Origin of the sequence: Shewanella sp. HL-SH4 (assembly GCF_051164845.1) — a bacterium.
Classification (GTDB): Bacteria; Pseudomonadota; Gammaproteobacteria; order Enterobacterales; family Shewanellaceae; genus Shewanella; species Shewanella glacialimarina.
Genome location: NZ_CP195037.1, coordinates 551,928 through 575,763, shown reverse-complemented (window position 1 = coordinate 575,763; position 23,836 = coordinate 551,928). Strand labels below are relative to the sequence as shown.

Below are 23,836 nucleotides of genomic sequence, written 5' to 3'. Positions count from 1 at the left end.
TAGGTTTTTGTGGCCAACCATGATTGACCACATTGATTAAATTATTGAAGGGTTTTGTTAACGCGCTGGAGTGGCAAAAAATTAGGCATTGTGCTCCTGCTACTCCACTTTATTATTTGGTTTTTACAGCGTCAATAAACGGTAATGTGCCCATTGGCAACATGGTTGTTGGTAGCTTGCCATCCCAACGTTCCGCTTTGGTCAGTTCAACCAAGTTTTGGTTTTGAGCTAATGCTTCAGCGCGGCTCTTAATTGCTGTTGCTTCTGCGATACCTTTAATTCGAATACTTTCCGCTTCTGCTTTTGCGCGAGCCAATTGTGAGTCAGCCTCCGCTTGCGCCTGTGTTACTGCGATTTGAGCACTTACACGCTCTTTTTCTAAATTTTGTAGCTGAGTTTGTACTTCAACTTCAGCGCGCATTCTGTCTTCAACAGATTTTTCATAAGCATTAGAGAAGTCGATATTTTCAATTTGAACAGAAGTTATTTCTACCGGCCCTTTAATCGATTTTTTAATAGCTTCAGTGACATCAATACCGAATTTAATACGCTCTTGTACCACTGAAATTGCAGTGTATTTACCAAAAATGTTTTCAACTTGCGTCGGTACTTGGCGATCTAACAAACGGGCGACTAAAGAATCGATGCCTTTAAAGTTAGCGTAAACAGCTTCAACCTGATCTGGCGGAATACTAAAAGTCACTGAAGCGCGCAGAGTTGCTGGCTGCTGATCACGACTATAAGCCTGCAAAGATTGATAACTTGTGGTGTGAGTTTGAGTTGATATTTTTACCACACTGTCAATCATCGGCATCTTAAAACCTAAGCCAGGCTCTGCGGTGCCAATAATTTTACCGTTCCGTAATATCACACCACGCTCACCTTGGTCGACCGTATACCAACTACCAAATAAGGCTGTTAACACAGTAATTAGCACAACAAGGGGGATCACTTTAGCGGCGGTAAGTACTGAGGAAAGCTTCACTTCATTATTTAACATTTTGCATCCTTTGCGTTTATTTTAAGTATGAGTCGGTATAAAAGAGTTTAAACTTAACAGCTTGAATCAAAGAGATTATCTATCCCAGTGGCAGTAAGCAACAAAAAATATCGATGATAGAAAGTTGTCACTATTGTTCGGGTGCGGTTTGATAACTCAACAGGTGAAAACTTTGAGCCTCGACGAGAGTGGGTCTATGCCCGTATTCTTTAATTGGCTACCATCTTTGCCATCGATATTTGTGCTTATGCATTCTTTTTAATCTTATCCCCAATAACCATCCTTTTCATATTTGATTGATATCACGCTTTTTTGCTGTGTTGAATTTAGTTTCTGAGCCATTTTGCGGAATTGAGAGTCAGTGTTAGTCACTAAAACGAAAGACGTTATGTTATGACTTCAACATCATGGGTGGCATTTCTACTCTTTTGCATTTCTACGCTTTCTCTGGGTAGGCTAGAGCCCTTTTAACCTTAAAAAGACCTCTAAAGCTTCACCTATACCGCGAACAATCCTTCACAAGACCGCTATTTAAAATATAAAAAACCGCCAGACTAAATAATTGAATGAAAATAGAAACTCAGATATCGTTTATTAATTAATAAAATAAATGTAAAACGAGCAATTCCACAGGCTTGTTAGGCATACAGGGTCAGCATGCATAGATCTATTACATTATCAGAGTACGTAAAAAAGCGTAATGGCGTAGCACTTGGTGCGCCTGGGTCAATGACTAATATGCTCAAGCGTTCGTTAGGTGCAAGTTCATTCTATTTATTTTGGCAGTATTGGAATCCAATATGGGGTTACTATCTTTCTCGCAAAATAATGAAGCCATTGAGCGATTTACTTCCTATGTGGTTAGCAATTATTTTGACTTTCGCTGTTAGTGGTGCATTACACGATTTGGCGGTATCTTTGGTAAAGTTGGAGTTTACGTTCTATTTTACACCCTGGTTTATCTTAATGAGTTTTATGGTTTTAGTGACAAAGAAATTTGGTGTTTCATACAGTGAGCATCATTGGCTTGTTCGAGCATTAATAAACATATCAATCATAGCGGTATGCTTAGTTTTAACTCGTCAGTATGTCTAATTAGGCGTTGAGGCTATAGAATTTCTCTTTTTAGACAACATACTATTTCATGTGTTCGTTTTTTAGTTAGTTTTTGCTGTTGAAGTTATTGTACAGTTTCGTTAGGTGCTAGTGTTACTCCTACTTATACTGGCGTTTATCACGAGGAAATGACATGTCAAAAATAGTTGAGCTAGAATGTTTATGTGGAACAGTGAAAGGTAATATTAGGGTGGTTCCTGGATCATTTTTTCACGTACATTGCCTGTGTTGCGATTGCCAACAGTTCGCCTCTTATTTAAAGAATAGTGACAATATTTTGGATGAGCATGGCGGGTCTGAACTTTTCCAGACTTATCCAGAATTTATGAAAATTACTGAAGGGCAAGACAAGATCGGTGGCGTACAATTAAAAGATAAAGGTATATATCGTTGGCATACAAGATGTTGCAATATGCCATTAGCTAACACAATGAGTTCAGCAAAGATCCCATTTATAGGTGTGTCAGTAAAACTAATGAAATTAGCAAGTGAGCAAGAAAAGTTAGAAATATTAGGGCCTGTTACCATGAAGGCATTTGGTAAACACTCAATAGGAGAAATGCCTAAGGATGCTTACTCTAAGTTCCCTATGTCATTCATGCCTAAAATAATAGGTTTTATGCTAAAGGGTCTATTTAGGAAAAGCAGTAGTCCATCCCCCTTTTTCAATGGAAACGAAACGGTAGCAAAGGTTAAAGTTTTGTCAAAGGGTGAAATCGACTAATCAGCTAGCTACCATCAATTTGGTGACCCACGATTGCGGCTAAATATTAAACAGTAAACCACGCTTTATTCACCTGCTCTGAATGGTAATTGAAGATGGTTAGACCTAGCAAACTCGACTTATTAATCATTTCCACCCAACATTAAATTGAGCACTTTACGTCATTAAACAGCCTTAACCTTTGACGGCTTAAGACTTTTTGTCACTACTTCTGTTTTCAAGTATTGTTTTTTATTTCAACAAGTCTATTTTACCCCGCTAAAAACCGCACTGATATGTTATAAATAAGTTGCTTGGATGCGTCTTTTCGCTGAAGTAAAGCATTGATACTGTTTAACTTGCGAAAATCAATCGATCTTTTTGACTTACTTTCGTAACAAATCAATCAAATCAATCAAATCAATCAAATCAATCAAATCAATCAAATCAATCAAATCAATCAATCAAATCAATCAAATCAATCAAATCAATCAAAATGGAAATTTAACTTTAATTTTTAAGGAAGTGTTTTTATGATTAGAAAGCTAATTAATGTAATAGTTGCATCAGCGGTAATGGGTTTATCCGTATCGTCTGTTATGGCTGCTGGTGGCGGAGACGTTATAAAAAGTGACCCTACTAAGCATTTTGATGAAAAAGGTAAAGCGCCTTCTAAATTCACCATAGACTTGCAAAATGGATTACGTAAAACACTTCCATTTGAAGATAAACGTGATTTTGAGGAAGCTCAAAAAGGTTTTATTGCTGCACCTGATTATAAGCAAATTATGGCTGAAGCGGGCAACGTTGCTTGGGATATGGGCAGCTACGACTGGCTACTTGATGAAGGTACAACCTTCGATACAATCAATCCATCGTTACAACGTCAAGCTGTATTAAATATGGCTTATGGTTTGTATGAAGTGCTTCCGGGCAAAATATACCAAGTCCGTGGTTATGACTTAGCCAATATTAGTTTTATTAAAGGTGATACCGGCTGGATTGTGTTTGATCCGTTAACAGCTAAAGAAACCGCTGCTGCAGCGCTGAAATTTATTAATGAGCAATTGGGTGAGCGCCCAGTTGTCGCCGTTGTATATTCGCATTCTCATGGAGATCATTTTGGTGGTGTGCGTGGTGTTGTGAATGAAGAAGATGTAAAGAGTGGTAAGGTTAAAATCATAGCCCCTGAGGGTTTCATGCATCATGCGATTGCTGAAAACGTGATGGCGGGAAATGCGATGACTCGCCGTATGTTCTTCCAATATGGTGTATTGTTACCGCGCAGTCCGTATGGACACGTCGATCAGTCTATCGGTAAAAATACTGCTGCGGGTAATTTAGGCTTGATTGAGCCTAACGTGACTATTAAGCAAGATTTCACTGATATGACAATTGATGGCGTTAAGATGGTGTTCCAAAGCACGCCAGGTACAGAAGCCCCTGCAGAAATGAACACTTGGTTCCCAGATATGAAAGCGTTTTGGGCTGCAGAAAATATTACTGGTACTATCCACAATATTTATACCTTACGTGGCGCATTAGTACGTGATGCATTGGAATGGTCTAAGCAAATTAACGTCTCTTTGTATAAATTTGGACAAGATGCCGAAGTTATGTTTGCTTCACACTCTTGGCCTCGTTGGGGTAACGAGCGTATTCAAGAAATAATGCGAACTCAACGTGATACCTATGCCCACCTAAATAACCAAGTGCTACATTTGGCCAACCAGGGTGTGACAATTAATCAAATTCATAATGTTTATAAGCTTCCAGAAAGCTTACGTCAACAATGGTCTGCACACAGCTATCATGGTTCTGAAGAGCACAATAGCCGCGCAGTATTGAATCGTTATTTAGGTTATTGGGATGCAAACCCTGCAACCTTAATGCCTTTGTCACCTGAAGATTCTGCACCTTTATATGTTGAGATGATGGGCGGCAGCGCTAAGATTATCACTAAAGGAAAGCAGTTGTTTGACCAAGGTAAATATTTTCATGCAACTGAAATTCTTAACAAGTTAGTCTATGCAGAGCCTAAGAACCAACAGGCAAAAGATTTACTAGCCGATGTGTTTGAACAAATTGGTTATCAAAAAGAAAGCCCGAGTGTTCGAAACAGCTTTCTTGCCGCAGCCTATGAGCTTCGTAATGGCATGCCTACAGGTAGCTCTCCAAAGTCGACAGGTCCAGATATGATCAAAGGTATGTCTACCGGATTATGGCTTGATTTTCTTGGTGTGCGTCTTGATACCGAAAAATCAGCAGGTAAACACTATATTATTAATTTGGTTACCCCAGATAATGATGAAAAATACCTTGTCGAGTTAAGTAACTCTGCACTAACCAATATCCAGGGTATTCATTCTGACAAAGCTGACTTGACCCTTACCATTGATCGTGCTGAATTAAACGATGTGATGATGGGCGCGAAAAGTTTTGATGACAAAATTAAGGCTGGTAAAGTTAAAATTGACGGTGACCGCAAGGCGATAGATGAGTTAATGTCTTCAGTAGTTAACTTCTCTATGGCATTTGAGTTGCTACCAGGCACTATCGCTAAGTAAGCTAAGTAAGCTAAGTAAGCTAAGTAAGCTAAGTAAGCTAAGTAAGCTAAGTAAGCTAAGTAAGCTAAGTAAGCTAAGTAAGAAAAAGGTTCACCTATAATTAGGGTGAACCTTTTTTATGTTAACTAATATTAAATGATATTTATAGTAAGCTTTAACGGTTTGTTAATGTGCTCATTAATCTAGTTATTCTTGCAGCAATCCATCCTACTTATGTATTTATACTGATTATCGCTAATAATATAATTAGTATTAAGTGAGTTATCATTTTTATAGCATCGCTCATTAAGATGCTGATAGCACCGATATAAAACTGTCTATTATTAGTTTACCCATGGCTAATAAATTCCTTTTTAGTCACTTTTTTCGGTGCGACCCTTTGCGGTTCTGTGATACTCGCGGCGACCACTTTCATTGCTTGGGTCAATTGGCTTAATTGCGCAGAGCTAATGGTGTAGGGCGGCATAATATAAATTAAATTGCTGAAAGGTCTAACCCAAACCCCTTGCGCGATAAAAGCCTGCTGTAATTGTGCGGTATTGACTGTGTGGCGCATTTCAATCACCCCCACGCCGCCTAATATGCGTACATCTTTTACCTGCTCAAATTCAATTGCCTCTGCAAGCTCAGTGATCATTTGTTGTTCAATCATATTGATTTGCGCTGGCCATTGCTGTTGATTAATTAATTGTAAGCTAGCTGTTGCTGCGGCGCAGGCGAGGGGGTTGGCCATAAACGTCGGCCCATGCATAAATACCCCCGCGGGCGAGTCACTAATCCCTTTGGCGACTTCATCACTGCACATAGTCGCAGCAAGGCTGATGTAACCACCGGTTAGCGCTTTTCCCAAGCACAGTAAATCGGGCTCAATATTGCTATGCTCATAGGCAAATAATTTACCTGTGCGACCAAAGCCTGTGGCGATTTCATCTAATATCAGTAAGACATTAAACTGATCACATAGCTGACGTAATCGGGTTAAATATGCCGGAGAATAAAAGCGCATTCCGCCAGCGCCCTGCATAATGGGTTCGATAATAATCGCGGCCACATCTTGATGGTGGGTTTCAAAAGCCGTTATTAATGCGGTTTCATCTTCAATGGCTAAGTCTTGATCATTTAAAGGTAATTGAGGGTCTAATGCTGCACTGAAGCCAAACGGGGTTTGCGGGGCAGCAATAAAGATTTGTTGTGTGACATTGTCACCAAACATAGTATGCATACCGCCTTCAGGGTCACATACGCTCATGGCGGCAAAGGTATCGCCATGATAGCCACGTTTTACGGTCATTATTTTTTGCTTGTTAGGCTGATTACGTCCTTGCCAGTATTGCAGTGCCATTTTTAATGCCACTTCAACTGCAATAGAGCCTGAATCAGCCAGAAATACCTTGGTTAATCTCGAGCAAGTCATTTCGACTAACAACTTACTGGTGTCAATAGCGGGTTGATGGGTTATACCGCCAAACATCACATGACTTAATTGATGAAGCTGCTGTTGCATCGCAGCCAAAATATGCGGGTGACCATAACCGTGGACACATGCCCACCACGAGCTTGTGCCATCAATTAACTTACGGCCATTATCCAGCACGAGTTCGCAATCTTGCGCAGACACCACACCATGAACAGGCATAGCTTGAGTCATTGACGTGTAAGGATGCCAAATATGCTGGCGGTCAAATGCGTAATCAATGCTTGATTCGGTTTTTGGTTGTTGTGACACGCTCGAGTTGCTCATAAAGTAACCATTAGTAAAGTTGGTGGTAGGCGCTGCGTTGACAGTTTACGGGCTACAGGTATCCTAGCCAACATAAAATCAAAATAAAGGAATGATCCATGTCGTTAGCTGAAGTTCGCAATGATTGGCAAAAAACTGAAATTGAAGCGTTATTTGCATTGCCAATGAATGATTTGCTGTTTAAAGCCCACAGTATTCATCGTGAAAGTTTTGATCCTAACGAAGTACAGATCAGCCGTTTATTATCGATAAAAACAGGTGCTTGCCCTGAAGACTGTAAATATTGCCCACAAAGTGCACGTTACGACACAGGCCTTGAAAAAGAGCGTTTACTCGAAATTGAAAAAGTATTAACTGAAGCCAAAAGTGCTAAAGCCGCTGGGGCTTCACGTTTTTGTATGGGCGCAGCATGGCGCAACCCGCGCGACAAAGACATGCCATATTTAACTCAAATGGTAAAAGATGTTCGTGCTTTAGGCATGGAAACTTGCATGACACTTGGCATGTTATCAAAAGAGCAGTCTGAACAATTGGCTGGCGCAGGGCTTGATTACTACAACCATAACCTAGATACCTCGCCTGAATATTATGGCGATGTGATCACCACTCGTACTTATCAAAGCCGCTTAGATACACTGACGAACGTGCGTTCTTCTGGCATGAAGGTTTGCTCAGGCGGGATCGTCGGCATGGGCGAAAAAGCCACTGACCGCGCAGGTTTGTTACAACAATTAGCCAACTTAGCCCAACACCCAGATTCAGTGCCAATTAACATGCTAGTGAAAGTGGCGGGAACGCCATTTGAAAAAATAGATGATTTAGATCCACTTGAATTTGTGCGCACCATTGCCGTTGCCCGCATCATTATGCCTAAGTCTCGAGTGCGTTTATCGGCTGGGCGTGAAAGCATGAGCGATGAATTGCAATCAATGTGCTTTTTTGCTGGGGCAAACTCAATTTTCTACGGATGTAAGCTATTAACGACTGCAAACCCTGAAGAAAATGATGATATGAACTTGTTCAAACGTTTAGGGTTACACCCTGAACAAGGACCAGTGGCTAATATCGACCAAGACAGTCAAATGGTGGCCAAGGCCAGCGCGCAAACTGCTAAAGCAACTCAACAGTTTTATGATGCTGCGGCATTGTAAGCTTATTATTGACAACAATACGGCAAATTGATGGCGCATCCTCTCACGGATAAAATGACTCAGCTAATGGCGCAGCAGCAAGAAAATGGCTTGCTGCGACAACGTCATGAGCTAAATGCCACCGCGCATCAAGCTGAATCGTTCATCGATTTTAGTCACAATGATTACCTAGGTTTAGCTAACGCCAGCGAACTTGCCGATGTGCTTTATCAAGGTGCATTAACCTATGGTGTTGGCAGCAAAGCATCGCCATTAGTCAGCGGTTATGGTCAGGCACATGCAATGCTTGAGCAAAAACTGTGTGAGATGACAGGTCATCAAGCTGGCATGCTTTTTTGTTCTGGTTTTAGTGCTAATAACGCATTAATGAAAACCTTGTTTTCAAGTACCGATACAGTGATAGCCGATAAGCTGGTACACGCTTCTATTATTGACGGCATTGTGGACAGCGGCGCAAAATTACTGCGTTATCTGCATAACGATATAGACAGCGCGGCCCGCCTACTCACTAAAAATCCTAATAGTGTATTAATCACCGAAAGTGTCTTTAGCATGGACGGCGATTGCGCGCCGATTAGTGATTTAAGCGCGCTGTGTCAGCAACATAATAGTTGGCTGATAGTCGATGATGCCCACGGTTTTGGGGTATTTAGCGCCAACAGATTAACGGCACTCCATGCTGATATTCAAGTGGTTACCTTTGGTAAGGCATTAGGTTGTCAAGGCGCAGCCATTTTAGCGAGTCAGCAAGTGATTGAATTTTTAGTGGCCAATGCCCGCCATTATATTTATTCAACAGCCTTGTCACCGGCTAATGCATATTTGGCTTTTTCTGCGCTTAAATTGATTGAACAGCAACCCGAACGCCTTATCCAACTTAATGACAATATTGCCTTATTTAGAACCTTAGCAACGCAAGCTGGAATAGGATTAACTGAATCCAACACAGCAATTCAACCAATAATTATTGGCGATAATACATCGACCATGGCGGTGGCAGAATCGCTGGCTCAAAAAGGTTTTAAGGTGGGGGCAATACGTTCGCCTACTGTACCTCAAGGTTCAGCCAGATTACGCATTACCCTAAATGCTAAGCATACGTCAGCGCAGATCCATCAACTGGTAGCCCAGCTTGCTTTGTTGTTAATCGACCTGCCAATTGAGAATCAATAGATGTTAGATAAATCGGTTGCCGATACCTTTTCCCATGCAGCCAGTCTTTATAAACAACATGATGTGTTACAGCGGATCACCGCAAAAACATTACAGGCTAATGCCATATTAACAGGTCATCTGGCAGATATTGGCTGTGGCCCTGGTACCTGTTTTAGTGATTTTTCATCGGTATCGAACGTGACTGCAATAGATATTGCCGCTGGCATGTTAGAGCAGGTCAGATTGAATTACCCTAAATACTCAACCCTTAACTGTGATGCGCAATCTTTGACGCTTAGCGCTAATAGTGTTGACAGCGTTTACTCAAATCTTGCCTTGCAATGGTGTGATGATTTCCCCAAAGCAGTTAATGAAATTGAGCGCGTGCTAGTGGATAACGGTGTTTGTAGTCTCGCCATAGTGACCGATGGCAGTTTACCTGAATTACAAACATTAGGTTTTAGAACCAATCAATTTGCCAGTATGCTCAGCCTGTTAAGCGCGTTTGGTGTTAAAGATGCATCGATGCAATCTTGCAACAGCAATTGGACGGTTTTACAGGCCAAGGTCGAAAAAGTAACCGTGTATTTTGATAGTTTACGCAGTTTATTGTATTCAATTAAAGGCGTTGGCGCATCAGCTGGGCAAGCTGGCAGTCAATCGCGGGCGATGTTATCAAAATCCGCTTGGCAAGAGCGGGTGGTGTTAGCACAAGGTCTCGCCACCGAAAAGGGCATTCCTTTGACCTACCACATAGCTTATATCCACGCGAAAAAGCGTTAATTTTGCATTTACATAAAGTAGGCGGAACATGATTTATTTTGTGACGGGTACCGATACCGATAGCGGTAAAACCTTAATTTCTTCAGCGTTGCTTTCTTTGGCCCAAGGTAACAAGTGTGGTTTTAAACCCATCGCATCGGGCTGTGTGTTAACACCTGATGGATTAAGAAACCCAGATGCGCAAGCGTTAATGGCACAGTCGAACATGGGCTTAAGCTACCAACAGGTTAATCCTATTGCATTTGAACCAGCCATTGCGCCGCATATTGCCGCTGCTCAAATAGATGTAACATTATCGGCGTCTAAGGTAGTAGAAGCTTTACTGGCAACACCAATTTTAGCGGCAGATTTCGCATTAATTGAAGGGGCGGGTGGCTGGCGATTACCTTTAGGCAATAACCAGTATTTGTCGGACAGTGTTAAGCAACTGGATGCTTATGTACAAACCCATAATGCCGAACGAGTCGGGGTTATTTTAGTGGTCGGTATGAAGCTAGGGTGTTTGAATCATGCTTTATTGACCTTACAAGCGATTGAAGCCGATGGCTTAAAGGTTGTTGGTTGGGTGGCTAATCAGGTAGATGCAAACATGAGTGAGATAGCCGCTAATTTGGCAAGCTTACAACAAATGATGACAGTACCTTATTTAGGTTACGTGCCTCACCTTCCACAAGCAAATGCTGAATTAGCCGCAAAACACCTTGATATCGCGCAGTTGTCATAGTCTTTGTTGTTATAGTCTCTGTTTTCATATGGAAAGCTGAGTGTTATTTCTGTAGATAGCATTAGCAAAAAAGGCCTAATCTCATCGATTAGGCCTTTTTTAATGGGGTAAAACACAAACATTAGAGCCGTTTTTTATGCTTTAAACGTGCTCCAGATCGGTGCGTGATCAGAGGGTTTGTCGATGCCGCGTAACTCATAATCGACATCAGACTCTACCACATTAGCCACTAACGATTGTGTTGCTAACACAACGTCAATACGCAGCCCACGGTTGTCATCAAAGCCTTTGCTGCGATAATCAAACCATGAATAACGCTCAGTACGTGTTGGATGTAATTGACGGAAACTGTCAACAAAGCCCCAGTCTAATAAGGTCTTTAACCATTCACGCTCTTCAGGTTGAAAACTACACTTACCTGATTTTAACCAACGCTTGGCGTTAGGTTCACCAATACCGATATCTAAATCAAGTGGTGAAATATTGATATCACCAATCACAGCAATGTCTTCATCTGGGGTGTGGTGAGTGGTTAAGTAGGTCATTAAATCTCGGTAAAATTTGCGCTTAGCAGGGTACTTAGTTTCATGGTGAATACTTTCCCCTGGGGAAAGTAACCGTTGATAACCGTTAATACTCGGCCATTTGGTTGACTAAATTGACCAATGATTAAGCGGCGCTGTGCATCGTCGCTGTCGCTTTCAAAGCCTTTAATAACCTTGATAGGCTCTACTTTAGACAACATAGCTACGCCATAGTGGGCTTTGCCACCATGATAATGCACCTTGTAACCCATGGCTTCAACATCGGCCAGTGGAAATGCTTCATCATGCACTTTGGTTTCCTGTAAGCCAATAATGTCTGGCTGGTGGCTGTCAATCAATGCTTGTAATTGATGTAATCGCGCCCGAATACCATTGATGTTAAATGAGACAATTTTCATTATGGAAGGACTCGTTTAAACGGCTTAATAATCACGCTTTTATAAACACCTGCAGCAATATATGGGTCAACATCAGCCCAGGCTTGCGCTTCTTCTAGTGAGGCAAAATCAGCAATCACTAATGAACCGATAAAGCCTGCATCGCCTGGGTTTTCATTATCAATGGCTGGATGTGGCCCTGCGGTTAACAAGCGACCTTCGTCAGCTAAAGCTTGTAAACGTGCAAGGTGGTCGGCACGGACTGATAAGCGTTTTTCTAAACTGTTTTCAACATCTTGAGAAGAGATCATATACCACATAGTCAAGGCTCCATTTGTTCGTAAATTTGCTGTGTAACTTTGTTGAATAAAACGTACTGTAATCGTCCTTAATAACGATTACAGTGATACTAATTTTTTTGATCTTCCGGTGGATTTTCCATGTGTTTAAACAAGTAAACCACAGTGACTACAGTATTAATTAGGGTTAATGCGGTTAAGCCAAACACCTTAAAATTAACCCAGGTTTCTAGCGGTAAACTAAAGGCGACATAAATATTAACGATACCGCAAATAATGAAAAAACTAACCCAATACCAGGTTACCTGAGCCCAGATCTTATCTTGGACAATCATCTCTTTGCCTAGCATACTTTTTAGTGCTGACTTGCCCATTAATTGGCTAACACCTAGCCCTACGGCAAACAGTCCATAGACGATAGTGACTTTCCATTTTATGAAGGCATCGTCATGAAAAAACAAAGTTAATGAGCCAAATACCGTCACCATAGCGAAGGTAATGAGATGCATTTTTTCTACTTGTTTGTACAGTAGGTACGTTACCATAAGTTGTACTGCTGTGGCGGCGATAAGTACGCCTGTCGCGGTATAAATATCGGCAAATTTATACACGGCGAAAAAAATAACTAAGGGTAAGAAATCGAGCAATTGTTTCATGTTAGATAAAATTCACTGTTGGCTGCAAAGTCGATTGCATGAAAAAATAAGCTGAGAGTGTACCATGCAATAAGGTTAATCGAGAACCTTTACCACGGCTAAAATGGTGTTTGATAATTAACATTTTTTCATCAATTATGATGGATAAAATAACTGCAGTAGACAGATAATCTAATCAATAAATTTAGCTGTGGTCATTAAGTTGATTGCAAGGTTGTCGAAATTAATCGCATTGATATTTAATGTTATTGAGCGCTTTCTAGTGTTGTTAACCATAATTTGGCATCATTTAATAATGCCGCGCTTTTGGGCGATAAAAGGGGATTGGCTATTTCAAATTGTCTGCGCTTGTGTAACTGAGCCTTCTCTATTATACCTGCTGTAATAGGATGATTTAAAAGTAGTTCATCAAAGCTGCCATCATCAATTGTTTGGCGTAACCCAAACTCTAATCGTTCAGCCAATGGTTTATTTTGCTTATTAACAAAGAAGTAAATGGGGGCAGCGTAGTGCAATAACAAATGTTGCTCTAATTCGATGTCATCCCTGCGTGACAATTCATCCCAAGGTTCATGTATTGCGCGGGGGAAATAGTCAAAGCGATTTTTGGCTAACATGGCTAATAATTTACTGGCAGAACCTGAAATTACGCTAAAACCATTTTGCTGTAAAATATCTGTATCAGGCCAGTCTGAGCCTTGGCCAATAAGAATACGTTTAAATTCCGTTAGGGAATTTATCCCACTAAAACGACTTTGTTCGCCTTTGCGTATGATACCAATACGATAACCCATTAAGCCTTTAAGTAACGGAATATAAACTGCTTGCAGCTGGTTTTCTCGTTCAATAGAGGTCATGGTCCATACAATGTCTATATGCTGGTTTGATTCAACTAATTTGATGGTACGGGCTTGTGGCATTTCGATAACCACAGGTGTCATTTTGTAAGCGCCGTACTTTGATTCACTTCTTTGTAAAGCCAGTTCAAGTAAAGCAATATAATAGGCTTGTTTAGGGTCGACAAACTGCACCGATAAGTTATATTTCACTTCAGTGATTTCTTCAATGTCGATGGCCTCAGCGTCTCCGTAAACAAAGAGCAGTAAGCCTATCGATATCATTAAATGCAATACAGTTTTAGCCATGGTGTCCTTTTCAATTTTAGTCTTTTAAATCAGTATAGCAGTGTAAAAAGAATGGAGCCTTTAGCGGCTCCATTATTCTATCTATTCCAATTATAATTAGCTAATTAGGTTTACTTAATAAGCCGTGGCAGCTTTCATTTTTTTGGTAAACTCTGCAAGTGTTGTCAGTAATTTAACTTCATCATGTTGATGAGTTTCAATGATTTTAACCACAGCTGAACCTGATATTGCGCCAGCTGCACCGGCTTTGATCGCTTCTTTGACCTGTGCTGGCTCTGCAATACCAAAACCCAATAGCGGTGGCGGTGCATTAAATTCAACTAATTTTGCCAGAATAAGTTCAACCGGTGCGCCTGCTTTAGACTCTGTGCCTGTTACGCCAGCACGGGATAATAAGTAGGTGTAACCTTCACCTAATTCACTTACCTGTTTTAATGTGTCGCTGTTTGCATTTGGCGGTGCTATAAATATTGGTGCAATATTATGCTGTTTAGCGGCGGCAATAAAGGGAGCAGATTCTTCTATCGGTACATCGGCAATGAGTACTGAGTCGACACCCGCCGCCTGTGCTTTGGTATAAAATTCATCAATACCATTTGAAAATACTAAGTTAGCATAAAGTAATAAGCCAATGGGTAACTCTGGATAAAGCACACGAACCTTAGCGATTAATTCAAAGCAGTCGTCAGGTGTGGTGCCTGCTGCTAGCGAGCGCAAATTAGCGCCTTGAATGACCGGGCCATCAGCAAGTGGGTCTGAAAAAGGAAAACCTAACTCCAGTGCATCAGCACCACTTTCAACTAAGGTTTTAATGATATTAAGAGAAATATCTAAACCAGGGTCACCAATGGTCACAAACGGGACAAAGGCACCTTGTTTTTTTGCTTTTAACGCAGCAAAGGCTGCCTGATATCGATTACTCATTGCCGCTCTCCTGTGCTTTGGCTGCTAAAATGTCTGCTACGGTGAAAATATCCTTATCACCACGACCGGATAAGTTAACCACTAAAATGGTTTCTTTGGTGGCTTCTTTTGCTAGACGCACGGCATAGGCAAGTGCGTGAGCGGACTCAAGCGCAGGAATAATACCTTCTTTACGGGCCAATAATTGGAACATTTCTAATGCTTCATCGTCGGTGGCTGATTCATATCTAGCACGGCCAATAGCATTAAGGTGAGCATGTTGTGGACCAACAGAGGGAAAATCAAGTCCGGCTGAAACTGAGTAAGACTCTTCTATTTGACCATGACTGTCTTGCATTAGTGGGGCTTTCATACCAAAGAAAATGCCGGTTTTACCGTGTTTAAGCGGGGCGCCGTGCATAGGCGTATCAATGCCTTTACCTGCTGGCTCGACACCAATAAGTTCAACTGACGGTTCATCGATAAAGTCAGCAAACATACCAATAGCGTTTGATCCACCGCCAACACAGGCAATAACGGCATCCGGTAGGCGACCTTCTTTTTCAAGAATTTGCCTTTTGGTTTCTTCACCAATAATACGTTGGAATTCACGCACTATGGTCGGGAATGGATGAGGGCCTGCTGCAGTACCTAACAGGTAATGTGCTTTGTCGTAGCTGCCAGACCAATCACGCATTGCTTCGTTACAAGCATCTTTGAGGGTTGATGAACCAGACGTCACAGGTACCACCTCAGCCCCCATTAATTTCATTCTAAATACGTTTGGTGATTGACGTTCAATGTCTTTTGCACCCATGTAAACTTTACATTTAAGGTCCAATAATGCACAGGCTAGGGCGGTTGCTACGCCGTGTTGGCCGGCACCGGTTTCAGCAATAATTTCTTTCTTACCCATACGCTTAGCCAATAATGCTTGCCCCAATACCTGGTTGGTTTTATGGGCACCGCCGTGGAGTAAATCTTCTCTTTTAAGATAGATTTTTACTAATGGGTTAGGGCTTAAATTACGGGTAAGTGTCAGCGCGGTTGGTCGACCCGCATAGTTTTTTAGCAGGTCAGTAAACTCTGCTTGAAATTCAGGGTCTTGTTGAGCTTCTACAAAGGCAGTTTCTAATTGCTTTAAAGCTGGTACTAGAATTTGAGGTACATACATACCGCCATATTCGCCGAAATAAGGGTTAAGCTTGAGCTCGTCCATAATCTTGTCCTGTTGCTAAATCGATTCTGTTTTTGAGTCAGTTGTCGATTCGAAGTTAAAATCGGATATTCGTGAATATCGCTAGTCAAACCGCGATATCCTAAATGGGTTCAATTAATTTTTACTGTGAGTCATTGATGACTCCATACAACTAGTTACTGCTAGCAATGTTAGTTGCGTCTAAGGGCGCTAAATACCTGTGCCAACAATGAATATTCCTTTTGACCAGGGTTTGATTCTACACCTGAGTTAAAGTCTAACCCGTAGAACCCTTGCTGGCTGGCTTCGTAGGCATTACTGGCATTTAAGCCACCCGCTAACATAGCTTGATCTTTATTTTCGATAGATAATTGCCAGTTAAAAGCCTGCCCCGTGCCGCCAAATTGATTATCATTTTTACTATCATACAAGTAACGGTTTACGCCCTTTGGCGTAACACCAATGTCGCCACTGTTACTGTCAACGGCAATGGCTTTCCAAATAGCACAATTAATATTTAAACCGCTAAACTGCTCAGCTAATGCGGCTATTTCGAGTTCTGTTTCGCTGCCGTGCAATTGCACCGCATGTAAAGAGAGCATGTTAGCGGCTTCGACTATTTCTTTTGCGTCGCCATTAACAAATACACCTACCATATTAAGACTAATGCCCTGAACACGCATTTGATCCACTAAGGCTTTGGCTTGGGGTAAATCGACTGCGCGTGGTGATTTAGGATAAAAAATCAAGCCGCCATAAACACCGCCTAAATCGGCGACGGCTTTAATATCTTCAATACGGGTTAAGCCACAGACTTTGTTGTTGCCAAATAATAACTGACGACACGCTAAATCAATATCTTCTTGCGCCATAATAGAGCTGCCAACTAGGTAACCGTCAACTAAAGGGTTGAGACGTTTTATCTGGTCATGCGAGTAAATACCTGATTCACTTATCACTACCCGATCCGCTGGAATATGCGGCGCTAATTGTTCTGTAGTAGCCAAATCTGTCGATAAATCACGTAAGTTACGGTTGTTGATACCAATAATAGGCGCATTAAGATCAATCGCTCGGTGTAATTCGTCTTCATTACTGACTTCGGTCAATGTATCTAGTTGATACTTTGCAGCTTCTTCTGCTAGAAGTCGGTATTGTTCATCATCGAGCACCGAAAGCATTAACAGTATTGCGTCAGCACCCTGATGGGCAGCTAATTTGACCTGGTATACATCAACAAAAAAGTCTTTACATAAAATAGGCTGAGTAACACGGGCGCGTACTTGAGGAATATAATCCATATCACCTTGAAAGAACTCTTCGTCGGTGAGGACTGAAATACCCGCTGCATACTTGGTATAGGTATCAGCAATGGCATCAACATCAAATACTGGACGAATAACCCCTTTTGATGGACTGGCTTTTTTACACTCAAATATATATTGCGCATTAGGCTGTTTTAGCGCCTCAAATAAACTGCGGTCAGATATTTTGGGTTGCAATGTCGCTTCTGGAAAACGCAGCTTTAGGGCGGCAATATGGGCGACTTTGGTATCCACTATTTTAGTTAATACATTACTTTCTTTTGGGTGTTGATTAGCTTGATTCATTTGGCGTTACCCTTGAGTTTGCGCGTGCACTTGAGTTGGCTCTGTCGCTTGGCTTATAGTGGCTAATTGTGTTAGTACCTGGTGCGCTTTACCGCTAGCTAAGGTAGTTAGCGCCAGCTGAGTTCCCGCTTTAACTGAGTCAACAACACCACTGATGTAAAGGGCACAACCGGCATTAATCGCCACAGCATCACGTTGTGCAGCCTCGCCTTTACCCTGTAAAATAGCTTGGGTTATTTGGGCGTTTTCACTTGGTTCACCGCCGGTTAATAAATTGATATCCGCCCTGGTTACGCCTAATTCTTCCGGCGTTAGGGTGTAAAAGCGAATATTACCATTGTTTAGCTCTGCCACCTGAGTATCGCCGTGTAAAGCCACTTCATCTAGGCCGCTACCATGAACAACCATGGCGCGTTTTACGCCCAATGCATTGAGCACATTAACGATAGGCGCTAACAATTTAGGAGAATACACCCCAAGCAGCATAAATTCAGGCTTTGCCGGATTAATTAATGGCCCAAGAATGTTAAATATGGTGCGAGTTTTTAGTGCCTGGCGAACAGGTACTGCATGACGTACTCCCGCATGGTAATGCGGCGCGAATAAGAAACATAATCCGAGCGTGTCAATACAGTGACTTGAGGCCTCAGGTGTCATGGTCAAGCCAATACCGCAATGGGCAAGTAGATCCGATGAGCCCGACTTACTTGATACGCCGCGATTACCGTGTTTGGCCACTTTAGCGCCAGCTGCAGCTGCAACAAAAGCCGCTGTGGTTGATATATTGATGGTGTTAAATCCATCACCACCGGTGCCGACAATATCAACCACTCCAGAAATAATAGATTGATTGCTGCGAGGAAAAGCTTTAGCTGCTTGGCGTAATGCATCTGCAGCGCCGGTGATTTCATCTATGGTTTCGCCGCGCATTTTTAATGCGATTAACATTCCCGCCATAGCGACTGGGTCCATTTCACCAGCCACTATGCTGGCAAATAAGCTGGCACTTTGCTGACGGGTTAACGCATTTCCTTGATACAAGCTATCAAGCAGCGTTTGCATTGATTCAGTTGGCATAGACATTATTGGCCTCCTTGAGACATCGAGGTCGTGGTTAAATACGTCAGTGTTTGGGTCAGTAATTGACTGCCAAGAGTGGTTAAAATTGATTCTGGATGAAATTGGAATCCGACAGCCTTGTGGGCATCATGTAAAATCGCCATTGGCATATCATCTGTGGTAGCAATAATATCAAGGCAATCAGGCACTCTTGTGGCCACTAAACTGTGATAACGCGCAACGGGTAAAGGCGAGGGAAGGTTGGCAAATACACCTTGACCGTTATGCACTGTCGGGCTGGCTTTACCGTGAACCACAAAAGGTGCGCGCTCCACTTTCCCGCCATAGTATTCCACCATGGCTTGGTGCCCTAAACAAATGCCTAGCATAGGCACTTTGCCCGCTACTTTACCAATCAATGCCATCATACAGCCTGCTTCGTGCGGCGCACCAGGGCCGGGTGATAACACCAATGCGGCTTGCTGGGTTTCATTCAATAGCTTTTCTGCCAAATATTCGGCGCTAACGTCGTTACGGTAAATAACCACTTCGAAACCTAGGCTTCTAAATTGATCAACCAGGTTATAGGTAAATGAATCAAAATTATCGAGTAAGTACAATTTCATTTTCTGAGTCGTGTTTTTGGTATTGTTATTTTCTGAGCCGCTTGAGGTTTTCATAGTCCGCCTCCTAATTTAATGGCTGTGATCACGGCTTGTGCTTTTTGGCGGGTTTCATCGGCTTCGGCTTGTGGGTCTGAATCAAATACTACCCCGGCGCCGGCTTGAATATGGGCAACATCATTTTTGACAAAAGCGGAACGGATCACAATACAAGTGTCCATATCGCCTAGGCCATTTAAGTAACCCACAGCACCACCATAACTGCCTCTGCGTGCTTGCTCGGCTTGGCGTACCAATTGCGATGCGCGTACTTTTGGCGCGCCGACTAAGGTGCCCATGTTCATGCAAGCTTGATAGGCGTGTAGCGCGTCTAAATCTCCCCTCAGTTGACCAGTTACGCGGCTGACCAAGTGCATCACATGGGAGTAACGGTCAACTTTCAAAAGCTCAGGGACTTTGCGGCTACCACTTAGGCTGATGCGGGCAATATCGTTGCGGGCTAAGTCAACTAACATTAGATGTTCTGATAACTCTTTTTTATCTAAACGCAGTTCCAATTCAATACGACTGTCTAGATCAAAATCAATTTCACCTTCAGGCGTTTTGCCGCGTTTTCGCGTGCCAGCAATAGGGTACACTTCGACTTGATTATTGGCCGCCTCATACTTCAATGCTGACTCAGGTGAAGCACCAAATAAGGTAAAATCTGCGCCGCGAAAATAAAACATATAAGGGCTAGGATTGGTTTTACGTAATGCACGATAAGCGCCCAGTGTATTGGGGCAAGGCAAACTAAAGCTACGTGATGGCACCACTTGGAAAATATCACCGGCAACGATGTGCTCTTTCAAGTCGATTACGGTCTTTTTATACTCATCATCGCTAATATTAACCGTTTCAGTGGTGTTGATAGTCACTAACGGCTTTGCTGCGGCAATGGTTTTGCATTGGGTTATCACCTGCTGACGCTGGGCGGTAAGCTGTGATGTGATTACAGCATTCAGGTTAAATTGCTGACTGATGATATCGGCTTTTTGTAGCTTGTGATCAATCAATATAAGGGTTTCAGCGAGATAAAATAAATAATCAGGACATTCATTACTGGCATTAGGCACCGCAGGTAATGGCTCAACGGTATCAATTAAGTCATATGCAAGCACGCCGCCTAAGAATAGGTCTTCAAATTGAGGCGATGTGTCGGTGTGGATATGATTAACCAGTGCCCGTAAACCATCAAGCGGAGACGTTGATTTTAACCGGGCATCTTCATCTTGCAGACTGGTGGCCTTGGTTAATTGAATAACTAAACTATTATCGGCTAACTTATTGTGACTACTAAATTGCGCTGTAAAGTATTCATCTATAGGGCTGAGTAAACTTTGGCCGTTTGTACTCAAGGCTGTAAACGTTAGCTGATAACTATCGCACCGGATCATTAATGCTGCGTGGGTTAATACGATACTTTTAAGATGGTCTTTACTTTCAATTTCAGCTGATTCCAACAACATAGTATGTGGCGCATTTTGGGTGACATGCTCATAAAGACTTAAAGGGTCTGCATGATAGGTCAATGGCTGCTTTACCGTGTTAACCTGGGCTATTTGATCATGTTTCATAGTACTGCCTTCGTTTGATTCTGAGTCGATTGAGTTATCTAAGGGGGAATGAATGACCGCTTAAATAAATACATCGCTAAATTATTATTCAGCCTCTGAGCGTGGGCCAAATAACAAGAAAGCCCACATCTCTGCGGGCTTTCTTGTAAAATTTTGTCTCTTAAAATGAGCGCAACGCTTCACACAACCCGATAATTTGGGAAGTGCCACCACCATGTAATGTTTTGAGAAGCGATAAAGTGTGTCATGCAAGTCATCTGAGTAAGTGTGTTTTAGTGCCTATAGGAAACCTTAGCTGGCGCTTAATGTCAATTGAATATTATTCATTATTTTAATAAATGACTAATAAATTCGCTTATAGATGGTTTTATTGCGGTATCTTGCTCTTATTTAGCGATTTATTTACACATACACAAAGCTTTTATTTGGAGTATCAAGTACAATATCGGCATGAATACAGAATCTATCTTGGCCGATTTACACAGCCACACAACTGCATCTGACGGCATGTTATCACCCTCAGAACTTGTTGCCCGCGCGCTTGAAAAAGGCGTGCAAATGTTGTCAATTACTGATCATGACACTATTGATGGTCTAGCGGAAGCACATTCATTTAACAGTCAACAGGCACAGCCATTAAATTTGATTGATGGTACCGAAATATCCACCCGTTGGAATAATTTTGACATCCACATTGTGGGTTTAAATATTGATAAAACCCAGCCTGCGTTACTTGAATTCTTATCATCACAACGTGAACTGCGTGAAGTTCGCGCCCAAGAGATTGGTTTACGCTTAGCCAAAGCAGGCATAGAAGGTGCCTACGAAGGCGCCAAAGCCATTGCCGGTGATGCGGCGTTAAGTCGAGGCCATTATGCCAGATGGTTGGCTGAAAACGGCTATGCTAGCGATATGCCCAGTGTTTTTAAACGCTACTTAGCCCGTGGTAAAACAGGTTATGTTCCTAATAACTGGGGTGATATGGCAAATGCGATCAACGTGATTAATCAAGCGGGTGGTGTTGCTGTATTAGCGCATCCGAGCGGTTATAAACTCTCGGCAAAGTGGCTTAAAAAACTTGTTAAAGACTTTGCTGAAGCAGGCGGCGACGCCATGGAAGTCGTGCTTGGCCAGCAAACGATTGATGACAGAAATAACTTGCTTGCCTTATGCCACCAACACCAGTTAATGGGCTCGTTGGGCAGTGATTTTCATTTTATAAGCAACTGGATAGAATTAGGTAAAAATTTATATCAACCCCAAGGAGTGACTTGGGTTTGGCAATCAGCATCTTGGATGGAACGGTAATGAGCCAATTTTTTTATATACATGAAGAAAACCCACAAGCTAGATTAATCAATCAAGTTGTGGAAATTTTAAAGCAGGGTGGGGTTATCGTTTACCCAACCGACTCAGGTTATGCACTGGGTTGTATGATTGGCGATAAAAATGCAATGACCCGTATGGCTCGTATTCGCCAGATTGATAATGACCAAAATTTTTCATTAATGTGTCGTGATCTGTCTGAGTTAGCCAATTTTGCAAAAGTTGATAACCAGGCTTATCGCTTGCTAAAAAGCTGCACTCCAGGGCCATACACCTTCATTTTTAAAGCCAGTAAAGAAGTGCCTCGCCGTTTACAGTGTGAGAAAAAACGCACTATTGGTATTCGTGTGCCGGATAACTTGATTTTACAAGCATTATTAGAAGCCTTGGGTGAGCCTTTAATGTCGACCAGTTTAGTGATGCCTAATGAAGAGCATGCTGAGTCTGATCCAGAACATATCCGCGATATTCTTGAGCATCAAGTTGAAGGCATCGTATTGGGTGGTTACTTGCCTGAAAAGCAAACAACCGTAATTGATATGTCAGAAGGTGAAATTAACATTTTACGTTATGGTGCTGGCGATACGGCGGCATTTGAATAGCAATCAGCGATATAATTGTTTAATCCTTATGCATTAATGCGTATAATCGCGCGTTCGCTTTTAGGGCCTGTTTAATGGGTGAAGAAACAGTCATTACGCACTAATAATCATAACAAACGGAGCGCTATGCAGGGTCATCAACAAAGCCTTCCATTAGCCATAGTTCGCGGCAAAGCGTTAGACGCTATGCCCAGTGATTTGTTTATTCCCCCTGAAGCGTTAGAGGTATTTCTAGAGTCATTTGAAGGGCCGCTAGATTTGCTTTTATACCTAATTCGCAAGCAAAAGTTGGATGTGGTTGATTTACCCATTCAGCAAATTTCTCAGCAATATTTACTTTATATTGAAGTGTTAACTGAGGCGAGAATTGAGCTAGCAGCCGATTATTTAGTGATGGCAGCAACCTTAGCTGAAATTAAATCACGTTTGTTGTTGCCTAAAATGGTGACAGAAAATGATGAGGAAGAAGACCCTAGAGTTGTACTTATTCGTCAGTTGAAAGCCTATGAAGTGATTAAACAGGCTGCATACGATTTAGATGAATTACCTCGACTAGAGCGGGATGTATTTCAAGTCAGTGCTGCCAAAGCACCCAACATCAAGCCTATTATTGTACCTCCAGATGTGACCTTGTTAGAATTAGCACGTGCATTTGGTGAGGTACTAAAACGGATTGACGCGAGCGAAGATCACCATGTAAAGCGCGAGCAACTGTCCACACGAGAGCGAATGAGCCAAATTTTAGCTAAGCTATCCAGTAACGAATACCTGCATTTTGAGCAGTTATTTGATTTTGAAGAAGGCCGTGCCGGTGTGGTGGTAAGTTTTTTAGCGCTGATGGAATTAATTAAAGAGTTATTAGTGGATGTGGTGCAGAACGAGCCTTTTGCCACCATTTATATTAAAGCCAAGTGATGTTAAATAAGTGTAAACCATG

The 23,836-nt window shown here is 42.0% G+C and carries 21 protein-coding genes and 1 pseudogene; 10 read left to right on the top strand and 12 right to left on the bottom strand.

Translation table 11 applies throughout. The annotated features are described in order from the left end of the window. Positions 1-112: 112 nt before the first annotated feature. Positions 113-1,000 (bottom strand): SPFH domain-containing protein, encoded by an 888-nt coding sequence (locus ACRWQL_RS03450; RefSeq protein ID WP_434952372.1) that lies wholly within the window; start codon positions 998-1,000, stop codon positions 113-115. A 657-nt stretch (positions 1,001-1,657) separates the two neighbouring features. Here ACRWQL_RS03450 and ACRWQL_RS03445 point away from each other — a divergent pair. The 3 genes from ACRWQL_RS03445 to ACRWQL_RS03435 all read left to right on the top strand — a co-directional run bounded on the left by ACRWQL_RS03445 (position 1,658) and on the right by ACRWQL_RS03435 (position 5,386). Beyond that, positions 1,658-2,095 carry an acyltransferase gene (locus ACRWQL_RS03445; protein WP_434952370.1) on the top strand — a complete coding sequence of 146 codons (438 nt, stop codon included), beginning with the start codon at positions 1,658-1,660 and terminating at the stop codon, positions 2,093-2,095. A gap of 154 nt (positions 2,096-2,249) precedes the next feature. Then, positions 2,250-2,840, top strand: coding sequence for a DUF6151 family protein (locus tag ACRWQL_RS03440; RefSeq protein WP_434952368.1), 591 nt, complete (start codon positions 2,250-2,252; stop codon positions 2,838-2,840). Positions 2,841-3,352: 512 nt separating this feature from the next. After that, entirely contained in the window at positions 3,353-5,386 is a 2,034-nt protein-coding gene (locus ACRWQL_RS03435; protein ID WP_434952366.1) for an alkyl/aryl-sulfatase, read from the top strand. A gap of 328 nt (positions 5,387-5,714) precedes the next feature. On the opposite strand, the gene bioA is transcribed toward ACRWQL_RS03435, so the two are convergent. Next, positions 5,715-7,127, bottom strand: coding sequence for an adenosylmethionine--8-amino-7-oxononanoate transaminase (gene bioA, locus ACRWQL_RS03430; RefSeq protein ID WP_434952364.1), 1,413 nt, complete (start codon positions 7,125-7,127; stop codon positions 5,715-5,717). 98 nt (positions 7,128-7,225) lie between these two features. Between bioA and bioB the strand changes: the two genes are divergently transcribed. The 4 genes from bioB to bioD are packed head-to-tail and all read left to right on the top strand — an operon-like array spanning position 7,226 to position 10,940. Then, on the top strand, positions 7,226-8,278 hold the full coding sequence (gene bioB / locus ACRWQL_RS03425) for a biotin synthase BioB (RefSeq protein WP_434928862.1): 1,053 nt from the start codon (positions 7,226-7,228) through the stop codon (positions 8,276-8,278). 30 nt (positions 8,279-8,308) lie between these two features. Further along, positions 8,309-9,451 carry an 8-amino-7-oxononanoate synthase gene (locus tag ACRWQL_RS03420; RefSeq protein ID WP_434952363.1) on the top strand — a complete coding sequence of 381 codons (1,143 nt, stop codon included), beginning with the start codon at positions 8,309-8,311 and terminating at the stop codon, positions 9,449-9,451. After that, the gene (locus ACRWQL_RS03415) at positions 9,452-10,216 is read left to right on the top strand and encodes a methyltransferase domain-containing protein (RefSeq protein ID WP_434952361.1); all 765 of its coding nucleotides are present in this window, start codon (positions 9,452-9,454) and stop codon (positions 10,214-10,216) included. 31 nt (positions 10,217-10,247) lie between these two features. Continuing rightward, a complete protein-coding gene (bioD, locus tag ACRWQL_RS03410; RefSeq protein ID WP_434953464.1) occupies positions 10,248-10,940 on the top strand; it encodes a dethiobiotin synthase in 693 nt (230 codons plus the stop codon). A gap of 134 nt (positions 10,941-11,074) precedes the next feature. Here the strand turns inward: bioD and xthA are convergent. The 10 genes and pseudogenes from xthA to ACRWQL_RS03360 all read right to left on the bottom strand — a co-directional run bounded on the left by xthA (position 11,075) and on the right by ACRWQL_RS03360 (position 20,971). Further along, positions 11,075-11,883 (bottom strand): annotated as a pseudogene (gene xthA / locus ACRWQL_RS03405) (exodeoxyribonuclease III). Next, positions 11,883-12,182 carry a YciI family protein gene (locus ACRWQL_RS03400; RefSeq protein WP_434952359.1) on the bottom strand — a complete coding sequence of 100 codons (300 nt, stop codon included), beginning with the start codon at positions 12,180-12,182 and terminating at the stop codon, positions 11,883-11,885. Before ACRWQL_RS03400 ends, xthA begins: the two are co-directional and overlap by 1 nt. An 89-nt stretch (positions 12,183-12,271) precedes the next feature. Further along, positions 12,272-12,817 (bottom strand): septation protein A, encoded by a 546-nt coding sequence (locus ACRWQL_RS03395; protein ID WP_434928868.1) that lies wholly within the window; start codon positions 12,815-12,817, stop codon positions 12,272-12,274. Between the two features lie 245 nt (positions 12,818-13,062). Then, positions 13,063-13,962, bottom strand: a complete 900-nt coding sequence (locus tag ACRWQL_RS03390; RefSeq protein ID WP_434928869.1) for a substrate-binding periplasmic protein — start codon at positions 13,960-13,962, stop codon at positions 13,063-13,065. Between the two features lie 114 nt (positions 13,963-14,076). Continuing rightward, positions 14,077-14,886, bottom strand: a complete 810-nt coding sequence (trpA, locus tag ACRWQL_RS03385; protein ID WP_434952357.1) for a tryptophan synthase subunit alpha — start codon at positions 14,884-14,886, stop codon at positions 14,077-14,079. Further along, on the bottom strand, positions 14,879-16,084 hold the full coding sequence (gene trpB / locus ACRWQL_RS03380; protein ID WP_434930029.1) for a tryptophan synthase subunit beta: 1,206 nt from the start codon (positions 16,082-16,084) through the stop codon (positions 14,879-14,881). The genes trpA and trpB overlap by 8 nt, the downstream gene beginning before the upstream one ends. A 170-nt stretch (positions 16,085-16,254) precedes the next feature. Next, a complete protein-coding gene (gene trpCF / locus ACRWQL_RS03375) occupies positions 16,255-17,673 on the bottom strand; it encodes a bifunctional indole-3-glycerol-phosphate synthase TrpC/phosphoribosylanthranilate isomerase TrpF (RefSeq protein WP_434952356.1) in 1,419 nt (472 codons plus the stop codon). Positions 17,674-17,679: 6 nt separating this feature from the next. Beyond that, the gene (trpD, locus tag ACRWQL_RS03370) at positions 17,680-18,750 is read right to left on the bottom strand and encodes an anthranilate phosphoribosyltransferase (RefSeq protein ID WP_434953463.1); all 1,071 of its coding nucleotides are present in this window, start codon (positions 18,748-18,750) and stop codon (positions 17,680-17,682) included. Between the two features lie 5 nt (positions 18,751-18,755). Then, positions 18,756-19,358, bottom strand: coding sequence for an aminodeoxychorismate/anthranilate synthase component II (locus tag ACRWQL_RS03365; protein ID WP_226415974.1), 603 nt, complete (start codon positions 19,356-19,358; stop codon positions 18,756-18,758). A 50-nt stretch (positions 19,359-19,408) separates the two neighbouring features. After that, positions 19,409-20,971 carry an anthranilate synthase component 1 gene (locus tag ACRWQL_RS03360; protein WP_434952354.1) on the bottom strand — a complete coding sequence of 521 codons (1,563 nt, stop codon included), beginning with the start codon at positions 20,969-20,971 and terminating at the stop codon, positions 19,409-19,411. A 450-nt stretch (positions 20,972-21,421) separates the two neighbouring features. On the opposite strand from ACRWQL_RS03360, the gene rnm reads away from it, so the two are divergent. From rnm to ACRWQL_RS03345, 3 genes are all read left to right on the top strand, one after another. Next, positions 21,422-22,279 (top strand): RNase RNM, encoded by an 858-nt coding sequence (gene rnm, locus ACRWQL_RS03355; protein WP_434930025.1) that lies wholly within the window; start codon positions 21,422-21,424, stop codon positions 22,277-22,279. Then, the gene (locus tag ACRWQL_RS03350; RefSeq protein WP_226410316.1) at positions 22,279-22,899 is read left to right on the top strand and encodes an L-threonylcarbamoyladenylate synthase; all 621 of its coding nucleotides are present in this window, start codon (positions 22,279-22,281) and stop codon (positions 22,897-22,899) included. Before rnm ends, ACRWQL_RS03350 begins: the two co-directional genes overlap by 1 nt. Positions 22,900-23,025: 126 nt before the next feature. Then, on the top strand, positions 23,026-23,814 hold the full coding sequence (locus ACRWQL_RS03345; RefSeq protein ID WP_434930023.1) for a segregation and condensation protein A: 789 nt from the start codon (positions 23,026-23,028) through the stop codon (positions 23,812-23,814). Positions 23,815-23,836: the final 22 nt, after the last annotated feature.